18 protein-coding genes are annotated in these 19,398 nt (G+C 63.9%); 9 read left to right on the forward strand and 9 right to left on the reverse strand.

Annotation, left to right across the window (positions count from 1 at the left end; all coding sequences use genetic code 11):
- Positions 1-123 precede the first annotated feature (123 nt).
- Positions 124-2,430: a DUF222 domain-containing protein gene (locus tag ACQR3T_RS09215; protein WP_428693188.1), complete on the forward strand. Its 2,307-nt coding sequence runs from the start codon at positions 124-126 to the stop codon at positions 2,428-2,430.
- On the opposite strand, the gene allB is transcribed toward ACQR3T_RS09215, so the two are convergent.
- The 7 genes from allB to ACQR3T_RS09250 are packed head-to-tail and all read right to left on the reverse strand — an operon-like array spanning position 2,427 to position 9,859.
- Entirely contained in the window at positions 2,427-3,788 is a 1,362-nt protein-coding gene (gene allB, locus ACQR3T_RS09220; protein ID WP_428693189.1) for an allantoinase AllB, read from the reverse strand. The genes ACQR3T_RS09215 and allB overlap by 4 nt on opposite strands.
- Positions 3,739-4,782 carry an allantoicase gene (alc, locus tag ACQR3T_RS09225; RefSeq protein ID WP_428693190.1) on the reverse strand — a complete coding sequence of 348 codons (1,044 nt, stop codon included), beginning with the start codon at positions 4,780-4,782 and terminating at the stop codon, positions 3,739-3,741. The genes allB and alc overlap by 50 nt, the downstream gene beginning before the upstream one ends.
- Positions 4,779-5,912, reverse strand: a complete 1,134-nt coding sequence (locus ACQR3T_RS09230; RefSeq protein ID WP_428693191.1) for a glycerate kinase — start codon at positions 5,910-5,912, stop codon at positions 4,779-4,781. The genes alc and ACQR3T_RS09230 overlap by 4 nt, the downstream gene beginning before the upstream one ends.
- Before the next feature lie 2 nt (positions 5,913-5,914).
- Positions 5,915-7,714, reverse strand: a complete 1,800-nt coding sequence (gene gcl / locus ACQR3T_RS09235; protein ID WP_428693192.1) for a glyoxylate carboligase — start codon at positions 7,712-7,714, stop codon at positions 5,915-5,917.
- A 1-nt stretch (position 7,715) separates the two neighbouring features.
- Positions 7,716-8,612, reverse strand: coding sequence for a 2-hydroxy-3-oxopropionate reductase (locus ACQR3T_RS09240; protein WP_428693193.1), 897 nt, complete (start codon positions 8,610-8,612; stop codon positions 7,716-7,718).
- Between the two features lie 8 nt (positions 8,613-8,620).
- Positions 8,621-9,451, reverse strand: a complete 831-nt coding sequence (locus ACQR3T_RS09245) for a hydroxypyruvate isomerase family protein (protein WP_428693194.1) — start codon at positions 9,449-9,451, stop codon at positions 8,621-8,623.
- A gap of 12 nt (positions 9,452-9,463) precedes the next feature.
- Positions 9,464-9,859, reverse strand: a complete 396-nt coding sequence (locus ACQR3T_RS09250; RefSeq protein WP_032385160.1) for an allophanate hydrolase-related protein — start codon at positions 9,857-9,859, stop codon at positions 9,464-9,466.
- Between the two features lie 222 nt (positions 9,860-10,081).
- Between ACQR3T_RS09250 and uraD the strand changes: the two genes are divergently transcribed.
- The 8 genes from uraD to ACQR3T_RS09290 all read left to right on the forward strand — a co-directional run bounded on the left by uraD (position 10,082) and on the right by ACQR3T_RS09290 (position 17,179).
- Entirely contained in the window at positions 10,082-10,627 is a 546-nt protein-coding gene (uraD, locus tag ACQR3T_RS09255) for a 2-oxo-4-hydroxy-4-carboxy-5-ureidoimidazoline decarboxylase (RefSeq protein WP_428693195.1), read from the forward strand.
- Positions 10,620-10,958, forward strand: a complete 339-nt coding sequence (gene uraH, locus ACQR3T_RS09260; protein ID WP_032378634.1) for a hydroxyisourate hydrolase — start codon at positions 10,620-10,622, stop codon at positions 10,956-10,958. Before uraD ends, uraH begins: the two co-directional genes overlap by 8 nt.
- A gap of 5 nt (positions 10,959-10,963) precedes the next feature.
- A complete protein-coding gene (gene pucL, locus ACQR3T_RS09265) occupies positions 10,964-11,887 on the forward strand; it encodes a factor-independent urate hydroxylase (protein WP_032378635.1) in 924 nt (307 codons plus the stop codon).
- 12 nt (positions 11,888-11,899) lie between these two features.
- Positions 11,900-13,300 carry a nucleobase:cation symporter-2 family protein gene (locus ACQR3T_RS09270; RefSeq protein WP_428693196.1) on the forward strand — a complete coding sequence of 467 codons (1,401 nt, stop codon included), beginning with the start codon at positions 11,900-11,902 and terminating at the stop codon, positions 13,298-13,300.
- Between the two features lie 43 nt (positions 13,301-13,343).
- Positions 13,344-14,105: an IclR family transcriptional regulator gene (locus ACQR3T_RS09275; protein WP_032378636.1), complete on the forward strand. Its 762-nt coding sequence runs from the start codon at positions 13,344-13,346 to the stop codon at positions 14,103-14,105.
- Between the two features lie 232 nt (positions 14,106-14,337).
- On the forward strand, positions 14,338-15,384 hold the full coding sequence (locus tag ACQR3T_RS09280; protein WP_428693197.1) for a D-isomer specific 2-hydroxyacid dehydrogenase family protein: 1,047 nt from the start codon (positions 14,338-14,340) through the stop codon (positions 15,382-15,384).
- Positions 15,385-15,426: 42 nt separating this feature from the next.
- A complete protein-coding gene (gene vanX, locus ACQR3T_RS09285; protein WP_428693198.1) occupies positions 15,427-16,035 on the forward strand; it encodes a D-Ala-D-Ala dipeptidase VanX in 609 nt (202 codons plus the stop codon).
- Between the two features lie 28 nt (positions 16,036-16,063).
- The gene (locus tag ACQR3T_RS09290; protein WP_428693199.1) at positions 16,064-17,179 is read left to right on the forward strand and encodes a UDP-N-acetylglucosamine--N-acetylmuramyl-(pentapeptide) pyrophosphoryl-undecaprenol N-acetylglucosamine transferase; all 1,116 of its coding nucleotides are present in this window, start codon (positions 16,064-16,066) and stop codon (positions 17,177-17,179) included.
- A gap of 27 nt (positions 17,180-17,206) precedes the next feature.
- On the opposite strand, the gene ACQR3T_RS09295 is transcribed toward ACQR3T_RS09290, so the two are convergent.
- Together ACQR3T_RS09295 and ACQR3T_RS09300 are read right to left on the reverse strand one after the other, a co-directional pair.
- Positions 17,207-18,304 carry a sensor histidine kinase gene (locus ACQR3T_RS09295; protein ID WP_428693200.1) on the reverse strand — a complete coding sequence of 366 codons (1,098 nt, stop codon included), beginning with the start codon at positions 18,302-18,304 and terminating at the stop codon, positions 17,207-17,209.
- A complete protein-coding gene (locus ACQR3T_RS09300) occupies positions 18,297-18,992 on the reverse strand; it encodes a response regulator transcription factor (RefSeq protein WP_428693201.1) in 696 nt (231 codons plus the stop codon). Before ACQR3T_RS09300 ends, ACQR3T_RS09295 begins: the two co-directional genes overlap by 8 nt.
- Positions 18,993-19,398: the final 406 nt, after the last annotated feature.

Here is a 19,398-nt window from a genome sequence, read left to right on the forward strand (position 1 = left end):
GTAAAAATCGTGGTCAGGGGCACTTGCCGGTTCCGTCGGCGTTCTTGTCGGTGGGTCGGGTTACTGTTCATTCTGTTCGAACATGCGTTCTTGTTTCGGGTCACCGGGGGGGGGTGAATGGGGATGGCAGTACCGACTGTGTCACTGGAGGCGTTGACCGCTGCCGCGCAAGCAGAGAATCGTCTTGCGGCTCGCAAGATCAACGCCTGCTACCGCGTGCACTGCGACTGGATCACCCACGACACCAAGCACAAGCACTACAGCCGGTACGGACGCACCGAGATGGCAGTGGCGTTGGGATGCTCCGCCACCGTCGCCGAATCGTACGTCTCCGTCGGCGTCGCCTTGCACACCCGACTCCCACTGCTGCGGGCAGCATTCGAGGCCGGGGAGATCGACCTCCCGCGAGTACGGACGGTGTGCCGGATCCTCGACAACCTCTCCGACGACATCGTCACGATGGTCGAGGACGAGATCGTCGAAGCAGCCCGCAGGTCGTCACCGGGTCCGCTGGAGAAGGAGATATGGGACATCCTGCTGCGGGTCGCTCCCGAGGAAGCGGCAGCACTGAGGGAATTCGCCAAGAAATTCCGCACCGTCACCTACACCCCCGCCGGCGAACTCACCCGGATCCGAGCGGAATTGACCGCCCCCGAAGCCGCCGCCGCATGGCAGTTGCTTGAGGAGATGGCCGACACCCTCTGCCCGAAAGACCCTCGCGGTAAACAAGATCGCTTGTGTGATGCGTTCATGGCCCGCATGCACGGCGAACCCCGACTGGCATGCCTGTGCCAACGCGACGACTGCCCGAAAATAGATGCAGCATTGCCGGATCGTCGGGTGCCGTTGACGATGGTCAGCGTCGACATCGCCACCCTCATCGGGTTGCTCGCCAACCCGGCGTATCTGGCCGGCCATGGATCGATCGACCCCGATCTCGCGCGGGAACTCGCACGCAACAGTCAGTGGCAGGTCCTGCTCACCGACGCTGTCACCCTCGCCGAGAAACTGGGACTGGCCGTGCAGAACCCGGAAACCGGGGAATGGGAACGACGCTCGGACAGCGATAAGTCAAGGTCAGAGGCTGCCGCAGGACCCGAGGCGAAAACAGTCACGGACGCAGACGCAGACGCAGATACAGACACAGACGCCGACGCAGACAGAGACGAAGGCGTGGACTCGGCTGCTGATGCCGATGCTGCAACGGCTGCTCACGGCGATGGGGAAATGGGGGCGGCCACGGATTCGGGCAGGGAGGCTCATCCCTCGACCGAACCGACTTCTGACAGTTCACCTGCACCTGCACCTGCACCTGAGAACACCTCGGCATCGGCACCCGCGGCACCAGCAGATGAGGTCGACGAGACTGGCCACATCGGCGATGTCGGGGCAAACGACGAGTCCGACGAGTCCGCACCCATACCTGCGGCCGACCCGTCGCCAACTCCTGAGCCGGGTGACGCCGATCCTGTACGAAAGCACGCAGCAACAGGCGCAGGGGCACCGGTGACCGACGCGGTAGCGGAGGCAACGTTGGACACCGGCCCAGAGTTCAGCGAGTCGCCCACGGTTGTGCCAGCTCCACCACTAGCTGCGGACCAGACACCGCCGGCACCTGATGTCGCACCGAGCTGTTCGGAATCACGCTCGTCCACAACACCATCCGACTCCGCAACATCGCGCCCGACGTCAGCCGAAAGCCCGGCACCAGGAACAGGCTCCGCTGCCGACAGCAACCACCAACGCCAGCGTCGCGCGGGATCACTGACCTCCGCCGCAGCCCTGTTCTGCACCCACACCCCAGTCGGCAGGGGCACACGGCACAGCTCTGCCCTTGATCTGTCCTCCGTAATCCGGCGCAACAACCGAACCATCCACACACCCGCCGGTCTCTACCTCGGCAACGCATCACTCGCCGCTGCCCTCGAAGCTGCGATCGCCGCCGACCCCACCCTCGGAAAATCCGTCGGACGAGACCCACTGACCGACCGAGCCCTGATCTACCGACCCGACACCCTCACCACCGCCGCGGTACGGCTCCGTGACCGACACTGCCGCTTCCCCGACTGCCACCGCCCCGCCGACCGCTGCCAACTCGACCACATCATCGCCTTCGATCACGCCAACCCCCTCGGCGGCGGCTGGACCACCGTCAACAACCTCCAATGCCTCTGCGAGTACCACCACACCGTCAAAACCGCCGGCTACTGGAAAGCCGTCATGCTCCCCGGCGGCGCAATACTCTGGACCTCCACCTCGAAGACCGCTCGAATCACCCTGCCCGCCAACGGAACAGCCGTACCCATCATCGGCAACGACCTGAGACCACACATCCCCACAAAACCCAGACGATCCGGCATCATCGCCTACCCCCACCCACCCGACAACGAACAGCCCGAGACAGACGACACGGCAGCACCGCCGTTCTAGTCCCGCGACAGCAATCGCCCGGTCGAGGATTCCGACCCTGCAATCCATGACCGTCGCACCACACCCGACAAGCCCAGTCGATCGTAAGCCGTCACCGGGTTTCGGTGGTACAGCTGCGCAACGTCGACGGTGAACTTCTCGTCGGGCGCGAACGCCACAAGGTCTGCAGCGCAACCGACCTCGATGCGTCCGCGATCAGTCATGCCCACCTGATCGGCGGTGTTCGTGGCCATCCATCGTACGATGTCGGTCAGTGCACAGCCGCGGGATCGCGCCTCGGTCCACACCGCAGCGAGTGACACTTGCAACGACGCAATCCCACCCCAGGCATCGCCGAAGTCTCCGGTGTCGAATCGCTTGAGGTCGGGTGTGCAGGGGGAGTGGTCGGTGACAATCGTGTCGATCGTGCCGTCGAGCAGACCCTGCCACAGCGCCTCTCGGTTGCCGGCCTCCCGGATCGGCGGGCAGCATTTGAACTGCGTCGCTCCCGCCGGCACGTCCTCGGCGTCGAAACACAGGTAGTGCGGACAAGTTTCGACGGTCACCCTCACCCCGTCGCGCTTCGCCGCCGCAATCATCGGCAGCGCGTCCGCGCTCGACAGATGCAGAATGTGCACCCGGCACCCTGTCTGACGGGACAGCTCGATCACCTGCGCGATGGCCCGATTCTCTGCCGCCCGCGGACGCGATTCCAGGAACCCCGCGTATTCACGACCCGCTGCGGACGGGGCCTCGGCGATGACCTCGGCATTCTCCGCATGCACGATCATCAGCCCGTCGAACGACGCGATCTCGATGAGCGCCTTCTCCAGTTCCGCAATCGTCAGCGGCGGAAACTCGTCCACGCCCGACGCCAGCAGGAAGCACTTGAATCCGAAGACTCCTGCGTCGTGCAACGGTCGCAGCTGATCGACATTGCCGGGAACTGCACCGCCCCAGAATCCGACGTTCACAACCGACTTCTCGGCCGCCACCCGGCGCTTGATCTCCAGCGCTGCGATATCGACTGTCGGGGGAATGCTGTTGAGCGGCATATCGACGATGGTCGTGATGCCACCGGCCGCGGCCGCGCGGGTAGCGCTGGCAAACCCCTCCCACTCGGTGCGCCCCGGTTCGTTGACGTGAACGTGGGTATCGACCAGCCCGGGCAGCAACACCTCGTCCGGCCCGAGCTCGACCACCGTCCCAGCAGCCGCCGAAGCATCCACATCATAGGAATCGATGGCGACGATTCGGCCGTCCCGCACCGAGATCGACGCCGCGACCTCTTGTCCGCCGATCACGACACGAGCAGCGCGAAGAACCAGATCAGACTGCACTGGAGACACTTTCGAGCTCGGACGACTTCCATGCGACATCTGCCGCGTCGAGGGCATCGGCGTCGAGCTCGCCGAACAACCGCAACCGAGACAAACCGCCGTCGGGGTACACGTCGAGTCGTAGGTGTGTGTACGCCTCCGTCTCGTTCAGCAGGAAGCGGTGACGCGTGTCCGGCTGCACCGCGGTGCGCTCGAGGATCTCGGTCCACGCCGTCGGGTCCGTGATGTGTCGGCGACGAGAATCGATGGCGCTGAGCCGAACCCACCCCGGAGCGTTTCCGACGTAGTAGCTCGTGTCGACCTCGACGTGCCGAGGTGCGCCGGGTGCCGCCAGTGCGAAGACCGCGTAGTCGTTGCCGCCGTTGCGACGACGGGAGTTCTCCCAGCCCTCGCCCATGTTCCGTGCCCGCCCGGGCAGGATGATGTTGGCAGGGGACGAATAGAAGGCATCCGAGCATTCGGTGAGCCGCGCACCGTTCTCGGCCGCGAGCAGGTCGATGGTGCCTCCGAGGAAGCGAGGGTCCTGCACTACCTCACCGTGCACGCGGAACCGAGCCACGCCGCCGTCCGGGTAGATGGACAGGCGTACGTGCGTCCACCGGTGCCGATCCGCCACCTCATAGGTATTCGCTGTATCACCCACTGCCGCAGACTTGTCCACGATGGTGTGCCACTCCGCCTTCAGCACATCGTCGATGGACGGGTAGCCCTCGATCGACGCCGCTTCGATGGAGACGAACGGCGGGTAGTTGCCGGTGAAGTGTGCGGTGTCGACCACCACGCCGTGCACGATGCCCGGTGCGCCGAGACGTACGATCGCCCAGTCGTGCCCACCCTCGTCACGACGACGTCGAGTCTCCCACCCGTCGTACACCTTTCCCTTGTGGCCGAAGTCCGCCGGATCGAACAGCGGAGCGTCGGGCTTGATCAGGTTCTCGCGCTGCGCGAACAGTTCGTCGTTCGCGGCCGAGACGCTGCCGCCGAGGGCCCGAGACGCGAGATCGGTCAACGAGGTGAAGTGCGTGGTGCTCATGAGATTCCTTCCGAAATGTTTGTGGTGGTGATCATTCGACCTACCTCGCGGAGCAGCCTGGCCGCGTCGCGCATGGAGATTCGAGGGTCCGGCTCGAGATCGGCCAACGCATAGGAGGCAACGATCCCGTGAGCGCGCAATCGATCCAGGCCGATGACGCTGCGCCCCGCAACGGTGATCACTGGAACACCCGCTTCGCGCGCTGCGTGCGCGACTCCGATGGGTGCCTTGCCGTAGAGGCTCTGCTCGTCGAGTGAGCCCTCGCCGGTGACGACCAGATCTACGCCGGCCAGGGCACCGGCGAAGTCGATCAGCTCGAGCACGGTCTCGATACCCGGCTTGGCAACCGCACCGAGTACAGCAATGGCTCCGAACGCCGTGCCGCCAGCCGCACCGGTGCCGGCGAGACCACTGACATCCCGTCCGATTACGTTGCGCACCAGATGCGCCCACTGCCGCATTCCGTGTTCGAGGTACAGCAGTTCCTGCGGTCCGGCACCCTTCTGTGGCCCGTAGACCGATGCTGCTCCAGTCCGGCCGAGTAACGGGTTGTCGACGTCGCAGGCCAGCTCGAACACCGCATTCCGAGCCGACGGAACCAGACCGGACACATCCAGCTGTACCGCGCCCCGTAGCGCACCGCCACCGCGCGCGACATCGTTGCCGTCGGCGTCGAGGATGCGTGCCCCCAGTGCCGTCAGCATGCCCGCGCCACCGTCGGTGGAAGCGCTGCCCCCGAGGCCGACGACGATACGATCGGCGCCGGCCTCGAGTGCATGCGCGATGACGGTACCCAGCCCGAACGTACTGGCTCCCAGCGCATCCGACCGGCCGCCCGGCAGAAGCTCGAGCCCGACCGCCGAGGCAAGTTCGACGACGGCAGTATCACCACGACGGGCATACGACGTATCGACAGCCTCACCGGTCGGCCCCGAGCAGGTGACGGCCACCCGGTCCCACCCGGCGGTGACAGCAGCATCGACGGTGCCGTCACCCCCATCGGCGACGGGTAAGCACACCGTCTCGAGCGACGGGTCTACCGCGACCAGACCTTCGGCCAACGCCCGAGCGACCTCGGCCGCGGACAGCGAGCCCTTGAACTTGTCGGGGGCCAGCAGAATTCGCGTCATCTCTAGTCCAGCAGGAGCAGCGCGGTGGGCGCGTCCGCCGACGTGTTGGCCAGTTCCTCGAACTCACCGACGTTGTCGATCTCGGTACCCATCGAGATGTTGGTGACCCGCTCCAGAATGATCTCCACGACAACGGGAACCTTGTGCTCGTTGGCCAGAGTCCTGGCCCGCACGAGCGCCTCACCGATGAGCTCGGGCTCGGTGACCCGAAGCGCTTTGCAGCCCAGACCTTCTGCCACCTGCACGTGGTCGACGCCGTAGCCCTTGGGGATGCCGGGCTGAGCGTCCAAGGTGTCCTGGTGGTTGATGTTGTCGAATCCCAGCTGGACGCAGAAGTCCATGTCGAAGGCGCGCTGCGCCTGCCGGATCAGCCCGAGGTACGAGTTGTTCACCACCACATGCACATACGGCAGGTTGAACTGCGCACCGACGGCCAGCTCCTCGATCATGAACTGGAAGTCGTAATCGCCGGACAGGGCAACGACATTCGCAGTCGGATCGGCAGCCACCGCACCCAGCGCCGCGGGGATCGTCCAGCCGAGCGGACCGGCCTGCCCGCAGTTGATCCAGTTGCGAGGGGAGTAGACGTGCAGGAACTGACCGCCCGCGATCTGCGAGAGCCCGATGGTGCTGATGTAGCGGGTATCGCGATCGAAGACCTTGTTCATCTCCTCGTACACGCGCTGAGGCTTGATCGGCACGTTGTCGAAGTGCGTGCGCCGATGCATCGTGCGCTTGCGCGTCGCGCAGTCGTCGACCCAACCGGACAGATCACGCAAAGAGCCTGCGGCACGACGCTCTTCGGCGACGGCGACGAACTGCTCGAGGGCCGCCTTGGCGTCGGAGATGATGCCGTAATCCGGTGCGAAGACGCGTCCGATCTGGGTCGGTTCGATGTCGACGTGGACGAACTTCCGGCCCTTGCGGTATGTGTCGAGTCCGCCGGTATGCCGGTTGGCCCAACGGTTTCCGATGCCGAGCACGAAGTCCGAGGCCAACATCGTCGCGTTGCCGTATCGGTGCGCGGTCTGCAGACCGACCATGCCTGCGGCGAGGCGGTGATCGTCCGGGATGGTGCCCCAGCCCATCAAGGTCGGGATGACCGGAACGTCGAGGATCTCGGCGAGCTGCACGAGGAGGTCCGACGCATCGGCGTTGATGATTCCGCCGCCGGCCACGATCAACGGGCGCTCGGCAGCCAGAAGCATGTCGATGGCCTTCTCGGCCTGAGCACGGGAGGCGACGGGCTTGTGCACGGGCAGCGACTGGTACGTCTCGGGATCGAAGTCGATCTCGGCCAGCTGCACGTCGATGGGCAGATCGATCAGCACCGGACCGGGGCGACCGGACCGCATCAGATGGAACGCCTGCGCAAATGCACCGGGAACCTGGGCCGGCTCGAGCACCGTCATCGCCATCTTGGTGACGGGCGCAGCGATCGACGCGATGTCGACGGCCTGGAAGTCCTCCTTGTGCAGCCGCGCGACCGGGGCCTGGCCGGTGATCGCGAGGATCGGAATCGAGTCGGCCATGGCCGAATACAGCCCGGTGATCATGTCGGTACCGGCCGGACCGGAGGTACCGATACAGATACCGATGTTTCCCGGTGCGGCCCGAGTGAAGCCCTCCGCCATGTGCGAGGCACCTTCGACGTGGCGGGCCAGCACGTGGCGGATGCCACCGTGATTGCGCATCGCCGCGTAGAACGGGTTGATCGCAGCACCGGGCAGGCCGAATGCGGTAGTTGCACCTTCGAGTTCGAGAATCTTCACTGCGGCATCGGCCGCGCGCATCCTGGCCATGTCAGTTGTCCTTGCCTGTGATCGAGGAGCCCGAGAGTCGAGCGACACCGCGGTACAGCGCCGAATGATCCAGTCCACCATCACCGTTGGCGCGGGCCGAGCCCATCAGCTGTGCCAGCACCGCGCCCATCGGAATCACGACGCCCGCTTCACGCGCAGCCGAGGTGACGATGCCGAGGTCCTTGTGGTGCAGGTCGATGCGGAAGCCAGGCTCGAACGAGCGGTCCAGCATCTTCTGCGCCTTCTGGTTCAGCACGGCCGAACCGGCGAGGCCGCCGCCGAGAACTTCCACCGACGCAGCCAGATCGACGCCGTAGGCCTCGAGGAACGCAATGGCCTCCGCGAGCACCTGAATGTTGCCGGCCACGATCAACTGGTTGGCCGCCTTGACCGTCTGCCCGGATCCGCTCGGACCCACGTGCACGACGGTCTTACCGACGACGTCGAGAATCGGCTTAACCGTGGCGAAGTCGTCCGCGCTGCCGCCGACCATGATCGACAGAGTCGCGTTCTCGGCACCGGCCTGTCCACCGGAGACCGGGGCGTCGAGGATACGGAACCCGCGCGAGGACGCGTCGGCTGCCAAGGTGGCGGTGACGTCGGGACGGATGCTGGAGAAGTCGATGATCAGCGCGTCGCGTCGGGCATTGTCGAACACCCCGCCTTCCCCGGCGAGAACGTCCTGGACATCCGGAGAGTCGGGGACCATGATCGCGACGATGTCGGCATCGTGGACGGCCTTGGCGATCGAGTCGGCAGCAGTGCCGCCGGCCTCGACGAGGGGGCCGGTGCGATCGGGCGTCAGGTTGTAGCCGACCACCTGGTGGCCTGCCTTGGCGAGATGAACGGACATGGGACTGCCCATGATCCCGAGGCCGATGAATGCAATTGTGCTCATATCAATCCCTACTTGGTAGTGGTGACGCGGGCCGAGTCGAGCCAGGCGAATGCGTCTTGTTGGGTGGCTTTGTATTCGAGTCCGACGTAGCCGTCGTAACCCCGTGCTGCCAGACCGGTGAGCTGTCCGCCGAGATCGAGGCTGCCGGTTCCCGGCTCACCGCGGCCCGGGGAGTCGGCAATCTGCACGTGCCCGATCAGGTCGTGGTGGGCCTCGAGTGCTGCGGGAACGTCGTCTCCGTTGACGGCGAGGTGGTAAAGGTCGGCGAGCAGGCGCAGGTTGTGTACGTCCTGCTCACGGGCCACGCGGCGAATAGTGGCGACGGCACCGGCAGCGGACTTCAACGGGTAGGCGGGTGCGCCGCTGACGGGTTCCACCAGCACGACGCCGCCGATCTTCGCTGCAGCTCTGCCAGCGGCGGCCAGGTTCTCGATGGCTACCTCGTCCTGATCCAGCGGATCCACACCGCCGATACGGTTGCCGTACAGGGCGTTGAAGGCCCGGGTGCCCAGCTGCTCACCGATTCCGACGGTGACGTCGATGTTGTCGCGGAACGCCTGCACCTGCGCCGGATCGGAGAGGATCCCACGATCACCTGCGGGCATGTCTCCCGCGGCGAAGTTCAGTCCGGTCAGCTGTACGCCCGCATCCCGGACGGACGAGACGAATGCGTCGACGTCGGCATCGGACGGGACCGGGTTCGAGAACGGCCACCAGAATTCCACGGCGTCGAACCCGGCGTCGCGAGCACGCTGCGGGCGATCGAGCAGGGGCACATCGGTGAAGAGAATGGAACAGTTGACGGTGTACTGGAGTCTAGGTTCAGCAAAGGGATTCATGCGCAGTGCCTTTCAGTTCTGAGGTTGCGGCAGTCCGCGGTATCGACGCCAGCTGCCGGCATAGGTGATGTCGGTCAGCTCGTCCGGTTGCGCGTCGAGCACCCCGGGGCGGAGGCCGACGCCGAGGACGGAACGCCCGTCCTCGAGGGCAACCACGGTGAGCTCGAGCTCCGGCGGTTCGTCCGGGAGGAACGCCGTACGGATGTCGTCGAGCGGAATGTCGTACAGCTCGCCTTCGATGGCCGCACCGGCGGTGTGATCGAGCAGCAGCGCCGGGAATTCGTCCCGTACCGAGAAGAACCGGTAGTTGGGTGTGGTGCGCACCGTGCCCACGAACGGGTGCGAGGAGACGTTGTGGTGCAGGCTGCCGCCGCGCATGGCACCGCCGTTGCAGAAGAGCTCCGTCATGTAGTCGTTCCTTTCGGAGTCGAGCGGACCATTTGAAAGTCCGTAATGCGGAATCGTAATTCCGTTTGTTCGACCGAGTGTGGCGTGCGCCACGTGGTCCTGTCAAGACCTGGCGTGGACCTGTGCGTCCAATGCCTTGCTGCTGCAACGCGAAAGCGCTCTCTCGCGGCGGGCCACACATCGACCCTTGACACCTGTTGTGATCGGTGTCACGCTCGTTTGGTGGAATCAACATTTCGTAATGCGGAATCACGAGTGCGCGGTCCCGATGCGACGACCGAATTGAACAAGGCCCCCGAGGCCGAAGCTGCTCGAATCCTGTCGCTCTGCCTGGACGTTCCCCGTTGGGTGAACGAGGTTTTACGGCACCGACCGTTCGCCGACGACCGGTCCCTTCGCCACGCCATCACCCACGCCGCATCGCCACTGACGGCCGACGAAGTACACCGAGCACTCGCGGTTCATCCGCGCATCGGCGAGCGCCCGGAGGGTAACGACGCCAGCGCACGCCATGCGAGCGCCGAACAATCCGGCGTGGACGTCTCGGACGAGAGCATCGAACAACGCCTGCGAGCGGGGAACCTGGCCTACGAGAAGCGCTTCGGGCAGGTGTTCCTGATCAGGGCAGCCGGCCGCGACGCACATGACGTGCTGAAGGCCCTGGACAGCCGACTCGGCAACGACAGGCAGACCGAAGCTGCGGTAGTCGAGCACGAACTGCGAGAGATCGCGGCCGTGCGGGCAACGGGAAGCCTGGGCAATGCCTGACCACCGCAGCCACGTGACCGCTCACGTACTCGATGCCGCCAAAGGAATTCCAGCGCAGGGGATATCGATCTCCCTGACCGACACTACCGGTGCACAGGCAGCCCACGCCGTCACCGACGAACAAGGCCGCGTCTCCTCACTCGGGCCGAGTGAACTGACACCCGGGACCTACCGCCTCACCTTCGACACCGGCGCGTACTTCGCGGCGCAGAACACCGAATGCTTCCACCCCGAAGTTGTCGTCACCTTCGAAATCACTGCACCCGACCAGCACTACCACATCCCACTTCTGTTGAGCCCGTTCGCTTTCACCACCTATCGAGGGAGCTAGAAACCATGACCATCGTGCTCGGAGCAAACCAGTACGGCAAGGCCGAATGCAGGCTCGTCCGCGTCGACCGCGAGACGCCCCGCCACCGGATCACCGACGTCAGCGTCACCTCGCAGCTGCGCGGCGACCTCGACGCCGTCCACATCGAAGGCGACAACGCCCACGTCGTCGCCACCGACACCCAGAAGAACACCGTGTACGCCTTCGCCCGCGACGGCATCGGTGCCATCGAGAACTTCGCACTGCGTCTCGGCGCGCACTTCACCGGCAACTTCGACTGGATCACCGGTGGACGCTGGGAGATCGAGCAGTACCAGTGGTCGCGTATCGCAAAAGGTGAAGCAGGAGTGGAGCCTGCGGAACGACCCGGTTCGAACGGATACGACCACTCGTTCGTCAAGGCGAGCGACGAGAAGCGGAACACGATCGTCACGGTCGACGGCGAAAACATCTCCATCGTCTCCGGAGTCAGCGACCTCGTGGTCCTCAACTCCACGGCGTCGGAGTTCTGGGGTTACCCGAAAGACCGCTACACCACGTTGAAGGAAACCACCGACCGAATTCTGGCCACGTCGGTCAGTGCCCGCTGGCGGTACCTCACCACCGAGCTCGATTTCGACAAGACCTTCGACGACGTCCGTTCGATCATGCTCGACGCCTTCGCGTCCACTCACTCTCTTGCGTTGCAGCAGAGCCTGTTCCAGATGGGCAAGCAGGTTCTCGAAGCACACCCGGAGATCGGCGAGATCAAGTTCTCGATGCCCAACATCCACCACTTCCTCGTCGACCTCGAGCCGTTCGGACTCGACAACCCCGGTGAGGTCTTCTACGTCGCGGATCGCCCCTACGGTCTCATCGAGGCCACGGTGGAACGCGACGATGCCCCGGACGCAGGCCGCGCCTGGGATACCGTGCCCGGATTCTGCTAGGAGCGAGACGACATGAAGCTGACGAAACGCACGCCGACCAAGACTCATGCGCCGCACGATCCCGCCCGTCCCGAGGACGAGCGGTTGTCGATCGGCAGGTCGTACGTCTACGGATTGCAGCACATCCTGACGATGTACGGCGGTGTCATCGCACCACCCCTGATCGTCGGTGGTGCAGCAGGATTGACCGGCACCGAGATCGCACTGCTGGTCTCGGCCGCGTTGTTCGTCAGCGGAGCGGCCACGTTGCTGCAGACACTCGGAGTACCGTACTTCGGTGCGAAGCTACCTCTGGTACAGGGAATTTCGTTCGCGTCCGTGTCGACGATGGTGGCGATCGCGAGCGGCCCGGGCGGACTGAACTCGGTGTTCGGAGCCATCATCGCCGCCGGTGCCATCGGCATCCTCATCACCCCGTTCTTCAGCAAGATCGTGCGCTTCTTCCCACCGGTGGTGACCGGCACGATCATCACCGTCATCGGCATCTCGCTACTGCCCGTTGCGGTTCGGTGGGCCATGGGCGGTGACCAGCAGGCCACCGATTGGGGCTCGATGTCCAACATCGGTCTCGCTGCGTTCAGCCTCGTGGTGGTTCTGCTCGTCAGCCGACTCGTGCAGGGCACACTCTCACGCCTGTCGATCCTCATCGGCATCATCGTCGGCACGGTGTTCGCGGTCCTCGTCGGCAAGGCAGATTTCTCCGGTGTGAGTGACGGTGCCATCTTCAGCTTCCCCGAGCCGTTCGCGTTCGGAGCACCGACATTCCAGGTGGCAGCCATCATGTCGATGGTCGTCGTCATCCTGGTGATCATGACCGAGACCACCGCCGACATCCTGGCCGTCGGTGAAATCGTCGGCACCGACGTCGATGCCCGGCGCGTCGGCGACGGCCTGCGAGCAGACATGGTCGCCACCACCATCGCTCCCGTGTTCGGCACCTTCCCGGCCAGTGCGTTCGCACAGAACGTCGGACTCGTGGCCGTCACCGGGATCAAGAGTCGCTACGTCGTCGCAGCCGGCGGCTCGGTGCTGCTGTTCCTCGGCCTCTTCCCCGTCCTCGGGCTCGTCGTGGCGTCGGTGCCGCTGCCGGTCCTCGGCGGTGCGGGCATCGTGTTGTTCGGCTCGGTGGCGGCCAGCGGCATCCGGACACTGTCCAAGGTCGAGTTCGACGGCAACCTCAACCTCGTCATCGTGGCGGTGGCCATCGGATTCGGTGTCATTCCCATCGCCGTACCGGGCTTCTACGCCGCGTTCCCCGACTGGGTGCACGTGGTGCTCGACTCGGGTATCAGCGCCGCGAGCATCGTGGCCGTGGTCCTGAACATCCTGTTCAACGTCATCACGAAGGGCCAGAAGCCCTCACCCTCGGTGGTTACCGCTGCACCGCCGGTGGCGACGCGGCATCACCAGTAGAGTCCTTCGGGACGGGTACGACTACGACGGTGCGAGGTGGACTGTGGCGGCAGGTGGCGGTGTGCAGTCCGTGGAGCGCGCGTTCGAGCTGCTCGACATCATGGCCGCCTCCGGCGGATCCATCGGGATCAGCGAACTGGCCGAGGCGACCGATCTGCCGATGCCGACGGTGCACCGACTGATCGGAACCCTCGTCTCCCTCGGCTACGTCAGGCGCTTACCGTCACGCCGATATGCATTGGGCACCAAGCTCATTCGCCTGGGCGACAGCGCGTCGAAGCTTATCGGTGGATGGGCCAAGCCGTACCTGGCAGAGCTGGTCCGGATCACCCACGAAACGTCCAACATGGCCTTTCTCGAGGACGACATGGCGGTGTACGTCGCGCAGGTGCCGTCCGAGCACGCGATGCGGATGTTCAACGAGGTCGGTCAGCGCGTGTTGCCGCATTCCACCGGCGTCGGCAAGGCATTGCTGTCGCAGTTGGACGACGACGCCGTCCGCGCGATCGTCGGCCGCCTCGGCATGACTCCCCGCACCGTCAACACGATCACCACCCTCGACGCGTTGCTCGAGGATCTTGCGCTGATCCGCGAACGCGGCTATGCGATCGACGACGGCGAGCAGGAGGTGGGGGTGCGCTGCTTCGCCGTCCCGGTACTCGGCGCTCCGACGCTCACGGCGATGTCCATCGCGGGGCCCTCGGCTCGGGTCACCCTCGAATCGGCCGAACAGTTCGTACCCCTGCTGATCTCGGCGGCCGAGCGACTGGCGAAGGACCTCGCGAGCAACAACCCGGCACCTTGATTGCGCGGTCACAACCACATACCAGTGGTAACAGCGCGGTCAGGGAAGCATCGACGCGACTGACGCGTCCGGGCTTTCGTCGAGAAGCGAAAGCCGGTCTGGACGGCTTGCGGCGAGTGCGGTCGTAGAGAAGCTGGCTGCCGGCGTTCCCACTGGCACCAGCACAAATGTATCGTCGGTGTATCTGAAACCGCATACGCGGCGACAACAGGGAATTGCCTTAACTCTAGGCATGGCCAATACAGAATCAGCACTGCCTACGGCACTCCATGCTCGACCGCAGGAGTCTGCAGTGGCTACGGCATCGGGCTTGACAGTTTACGGATGTGGCCGAGACGAGGTGGCCCTGTTCAGCGAGATGGCGCAACGCCATGGAGTTGCGCCGGTCTTCACGGACGAACCGCTGTCCGAGGCCAACAGCAGATTGGCGGAGGGCAACCGCTGCATCAGCATCGGGCACAAAGACAGAGTCACGAACCCCACGCTCCTGGCGCTCAGTCGGTCCGGTGTCGAGTACATATCCACTAGGAGCATCGGGTACAACCATATCGATTGTTCATACGCTGCGAGGGTGGGCATTCGCGTAGAGAATGTGGCATATTCACCCGACAGTGTTGCCGACTACACACTCATGCTGATGCTGATGGCGGTGCGAAATACAAAATCGGTCATCTGCCGTGCAAATGCTCACGATTTCAGGCTTAGTGAGGTGTGGGGTCGGGAACTGCGCGATCTCACCGTCGGTGTGATCGGTGTAGGACGCATCGGTCGCGCGGTCATTGACAGGCTGCGGGGTTTCGGGTGCCGGATACTGGCCCACGACAGTTTTCCTACCAGTGCGGCTGACTACGTGTCTCTCGATGAATTGTTGCGGGAGAGCGACATTGTCACTCTCCACACGCCATTGGGTGCGGATACGCACCATCTTTTGAATTATGCGCGTATTTCGAAAATGAAGCGCGGTGCGTTCGTCATCAATACCGGCCGTGGCTCGCTCATCGAGACGGGTGCCCTTGTCGATGCTCTCGAGGACCGTAGATTGGGTGGTGCGGCGTTGGATGTTCTCGAAGGGGAAGAAGGAATATTCTACGCGGACCGGAGAAGTACTCCCATCGAGAGCGAGCCGTTCCTGAGGCTGCACAACTTGCCGAACGTAGTCATTACTCCCCATGTGGCTTTTCACACCGACCATGCTTTGAGTGACATGGTCGAGAACTCGATTCTGAACTGCTTGAATTTCGATAAAGCAACGAGTGCGAATGAAAATGATGCCGGATAGCAGGCGCTTCGGCTTTGTCGTTTAATTTGATGGGAGGGTCCGATGAATTCGGACTTCGTGGCTGTAGACACGGTGATCTCCGGAATTCGATGGAACTCCAAGTATGCTACATCGGACAACTTCACCGGCGAAGTTGTCGATGGCTACGGAGCCAATCGGATCATTGGCACGAAGGCGCTGTGCTCAGCGTTGGGGACGGCGCAAGAAAAGGCCGCTGCGGCCGGTTTAGGCCTGCTTCTGTGGGATGGCTACCGCCCACGCCGTGCCGTTGATTGCTTCCTGCGTTGGTCGCAAAATCCGGAAGACGGACGGACAAAACTGCGGCACTACCCACGTATCGACAAGACTGAGATGGTCGAAAAGGGTTACGTCGCTGCAATATCGGGCCACAGTCGGGGGAGCACCGTGGACTTGACACTCTATGACCTGTCCAGCGGTGATCCCGTCCCCATGGGGGGTGATCACGATCTGATGGATCCGATCTCACGCCATGGTGCACCGGGAATCACGGTGGCCGAAGCAAGGAACCGGCAGCAGCTGTGTTCGATCATGGAAGATTGCGGGTTTGTTCGATACGACTGCGAGTGGTGGCACTACACATTGAAAGACGAGCCCTTTCCGAACACCTACTTCGATTTTCCCATTGAGTAGCCGAAGCCGGCAGAGGCCCGGAACCGGTGTGAGGGACGCGGCGGTGCCGCGGATCGTCGTCGCTGGCGGTCATTCGGCGGGCCACATCGAGCCCACGATGAACTTTGCCGATGCGTTGCGCCGACTGGAACCTACGGCCGAGATCATTGCCCTCGGTACCGTCCGGGGGCTGGACACCACTCTGATCCCAGTGCGCGGCTACCCCCTCGAGCTGATTCCGCCGGTTCCGATGCCGCGCAAGCTGAATTGGGATCTCGTTCGATTTCCTGGGAGGCTGCGCGAGTCGGTGAATTCGTGTGCGGCAGTGCTCGACCGCGTGAAAGCGGATGTCTTGGTTGGCTTTGGCGGCTACGTGGCCGCACCGGCATATATTGCTGCCCGCAAGCGCGGGCTGCCGATCGTCGTCCATGAGGCGAACGCCCGGCCTGGGATGGCCAACCGTCTCGCAGCCTTGATGACCACGCATGTGTTCACCGCTGCGTCGGGTGTCCGGTTGGCTCACGCGACTCCCATCGGTATTCCGCTGCGACCAGCTATCGCCGGGCTGGATCGGATCGCACTGCGTGCCGAAGCCCGGGCACGGTTCGGATTACACCCGGACGGGCCGGTTCTGTTGGCCACCGGCGGTTCGCAGGGCGCCCAGGCAATCAATGCCGCGGTGGCCGGCGCGATCACACCGCTTCGCGAGGCAGGCGTGCAGGTGTTGCACATCACTGGGTCGCAACACGTGGTCGACGCGCCGGACAGCGCCGCCACTGAGGTGCCCTATGTCGTGGTGCCGTACGTCGACGAAATGCAGTACGCATATGCCGCAGCTGATCTCGCGATCTGTCGCTCGGGGGCGATGACGTGCGCCGAATTGGCGGCAGTCGGTCTACCGGCTGTGTACGTTCCGCTACCGCTGCGCGGCGGCGAGCAGCGGCGCAACGCCGAGCACGTTGCTGCTGCCGGCGGAGCGATGCTTGTCCACAACTCCGATCTGACCGCGAAGTGGATCGAGACCAACCTGATCCCGATTCTGACGGACCACGAGCGGATCGCGGCGATGTCGGTCCACGCGGTGGCGGCCGGGGCGTCCGACGCGGACATTGTCCTGGCCAGGCATGTCCTCGAGGTGATCGCAGCGCGTCGTCTCGATAGCTGAACGGCCGGTTGGCAATTCGATCGAGTGTCACCTGCCGATGTGCGGTGGTGCAAGCGGTAACTCGACTGTGACGCGGAGTCCTCCACCTGCTCGCGGTGCGAGGATCAGGTTGCCGTCGTGCGCTTGGACAATACTTTTGACGATGGCCAGGCCGAGGCCGACACCGGCATGATCGCTGCGAATGCGTTCGTTGCCGCGTTGAAACGGTTTGACAAGCGTCGAAACGGCTTGGGCGGTGAGCTTCTCGCCGGTGTTCTCGACGGTGAGCATCGCGGACTTGGACGCAGCACTGGTCATCACCCACACAGAGCCGCGTTCGGGCAGATTGTGAACGATTGCGTTGTGCACGAGGTTCGTCGTCACCTGCTGCAGGAGCGCATGCGAGCCGTAGGTAGGGGCCGAGTCACCAGAGGTCTCCATGGTGAGGTGCCGCTCTTCGGCGAGCGGGAGGAGTGTTTCGATGGCCTCCTCTGCCGTGAGGGAGAAGTCGACGTTCTCACGGGCGAAGGACCGTTGGTCGGCGCGACTGAGTACGAGTAGTGCCTCGGTGAGGTTGATCGCGCGAGTGTTGACGGCGTGGAGTAGCGCGATCAGTTCGCCGGTGTCGCGCTTCGGATCACTGCGAGCCACGTCGAGCAGTGTTTGTGTGATCGCCAGTGGCGTGCGCAATTCGTGGGAGGCATTGGCGGCAAACCTCTGCTGCTCGCCGTTGTGTGTCTCGAGTCGCGCGAGCATGGTATCGAACGCGTCAGCGAGTTCACGGAACTCGTCTCTGCGCCCATCCAACTGAATTCGGTGGGATAGCGACCCATTGGCGACAAGCCTCGTTGCATTCGTGATCTGGTTGAGCGGAGAGAGCATGCGCCCGGCGAGCAACCATCCGCCAACGAAACCGAACACGAGCAGAATCAACAGCGCCCACACCGCTTTCGGTCCGAAGGCGCTCAGAAGCTCCGACCGGTTGGGACCGCTGCCGGGCGTTCTGGCTTTGAACGCGCGATCCGGCACGTAGCGCAAGAGAAAGACCCAAACCACCCCGAGCAGTAACGTACCCGCCATCATGAGGAACCCGACGTAGCTCAGCGTGAGTTTGAGTCGGACGCTCAGCCCGCGTGCTCTATCCACGCTCTGATTCTTCGACTATGGGGTCCGGCTCGGTGTCGATGCGGTATCCGACGCCGGGAACCGTGGCGATCAACCAGGGTTCACTGAGGCGTTTACGTAGCGCCGAGACAGTAATCCGCACGGCATTGGTGAACGGGTCGGCGTTCTCGTCCCACGCTCGTTCCAGTAGTTCTTCGGCGCTGACGACTCCGCCCCCAGCCGCTACGAGGACTTCGAGCACGGCGAACTGCTTTCGGGTGAGAGCGACGTACCGGCCGTCGCGATACACCTCGCGACGGAACGGATCCAGACGCAGACCCGCGATCTCGTGCACGGGTGGTCTGCTGTAGGCACGTCTTCGGTCGAGGGCCCTGAGTCTGAGAACGAGTTCGCGGAGGTGGAAGGGCTTGGTGAGATAGTCGTCGGTACCCAACTCGAACCCGGATGCCTTGTCGTCGAGCCGGTCCGCCGCCGTGAGCATGAGGATTGGCAACCCGCTGCCGGACGCCACGATGCGTTTGGCGATCTCATCGCCGGATGGCCCGGGAATGTCGCGGTCGAGGACGGCGATGTCGTAGGTGTTGATGCTCAGCAGTTCCAAAGCGGTGTCGCCGTCGCCGGCGATATCGGCCGCGATGGCCTCCAAGCGCAGCCCGTCACGGATCGCCTCTGCCATGTACGGCTCGTCCTCGACAACTAGAACACGCATGGCCGTGATCCTACGAGTTCGCGTATATCGTGGGCGTATGTAATCGGGCCGCCGAATCGACCTCGATGTCCAGAAATTTCATGCGAGCGGCGATGGCACGTCTACGGCGTCCGGGTGATCACGATTCCGCGCTGTGCGTGAAATTGCTCGAATCTGTCGATGGGTAGCGATACAGAATCCGAATTGTATGAGTAGCCCGAGGGGTTGTGGAAACGCACAGTGTTGTCATCGGCCGCGTAAATCAGCACCAGATGCCATCCCCGGTGCGGCGAGACAGTGCCAGGGCTGCGAATCTCAGGCGACACTGATGCGATCATGACCTGCCCAGGCCGAACACGTTGAACAGATTGGTGAATCGGGGTGCGCTCGACAAGTTCGCAGGTAAATCCGAATTGTTCTTCCACCC

Origin of the sequence: Rhodococcus sp. IEGM1428 (assembly GCF_050321865.1) — a bacterium.
In the GTDB taxonomy this organism is placed as follows: domain Bacteria; phylum Actinomycetota; class Actinomycetes; order Mycobacteriales; family Mycobacteriaceae; genus Rhodococcoides.

Excerpts from the sequence above, each read along its gene's own strand:
- ACQR3T_RS09215 (WP_428693188.1), top strand. The coding sequence starts at position 124 with ATGGCAGTACCGACTGTGTCACTGGAGGCGTTGACCGCTGCCGCGCAA.
- allB (WP_428693189.1), bottom strand. The coding sequence starts at position 3,788 with ATGTCGCATGGAAGTCGTCCGAGCTCGAAAGTGTCTCCAGTGCAGTCT.
- alc (WP_428693190.1), bottom strand. The coding sequence starts at position 4,782 with ATGAGCACCACGCACTTCACCTCGTTGACCGATCTCGCGTCTCGGGCC.
- ACQR3T_RS09230 (WP_428693191.1), bottom strand. The coding sequence starts at position 5,912 with ATGACGCGAATTCTGCTGGCCCCCGACAAGTTCAAGGGCTCGCTGTCC.
- gcl (WP_428693192.1), bottom strand. The coding sequence starts at position 7,714 with ATGGCCAGGATGCGCGCGGCCGATGCCGCAGTGAAGATTCTCGAACTC.
- ACQR3T_RS09240 (WP_428693193.1), bottom strand. The coding sequence starts at position 8,612 with ATGAGCACAATTGCATTCATCGGCCTCGGGATCATGGGCAGTCCCATG.
- ACQR3T_RS09245 (WP_428693194.1), bottom strand. The coding sequence starts at position 9,451 with ATGAATCCCTTTGCTGAACCTAGACTCCAGTACACCGTCAACTGTTCC.
- ACQR3T_RS09250 (WP_032385160.1), bottom strand. The coding sequence starts at position 9,859 with ATGACGGAGCTCTTCTGCAACGGCGGTGCCATGCGCGGCGGCAGCCTG.
- uraH (WP_032378634.1), top strand. The coding sequence starts at position 10,620 with ATGCCTGACCACCGCAGCCACGTGACCGCTCACGTACTCGATGCCGCC.
- pucL (WP_032378635.1), top strand. The coding sequence starts at position 10,964 with ATGACCATCGTGCTCGGAGCAAACCAGTACGGCAAGGCCGAATGCAGG.
- ACQR3T_RS09270 (WP_428693196.1), top strand. The coding sequence starts at position 11,900 with ATGAAGCTGACGAAACGCACGCCGACCAAGACTCATGCGCCGCACGAT.
- ACQR3T_RS09280 (WP_428693197.1), top strand. The coding sequence starts at position 14,338 with ATGGCCAATACAGAATCAGCACTGCCTACGGCACTCCATGCTCGACCG.
- vanX (WP_428693198.1), top strand. The coding sequence starts at position 15,427 with ATGAATTCGGACTTCGTGGCTGTAGACACGGTGATCTCCGGAATTCGA.
- ACQR3T_RS09300 (WP_428693201.1), bottom strand. The coding sequence starts at position 18,992 with ATGCGTGTTCTAGTTGTCGAGGACGAGCCGTACATGGCAGAGGCGATC.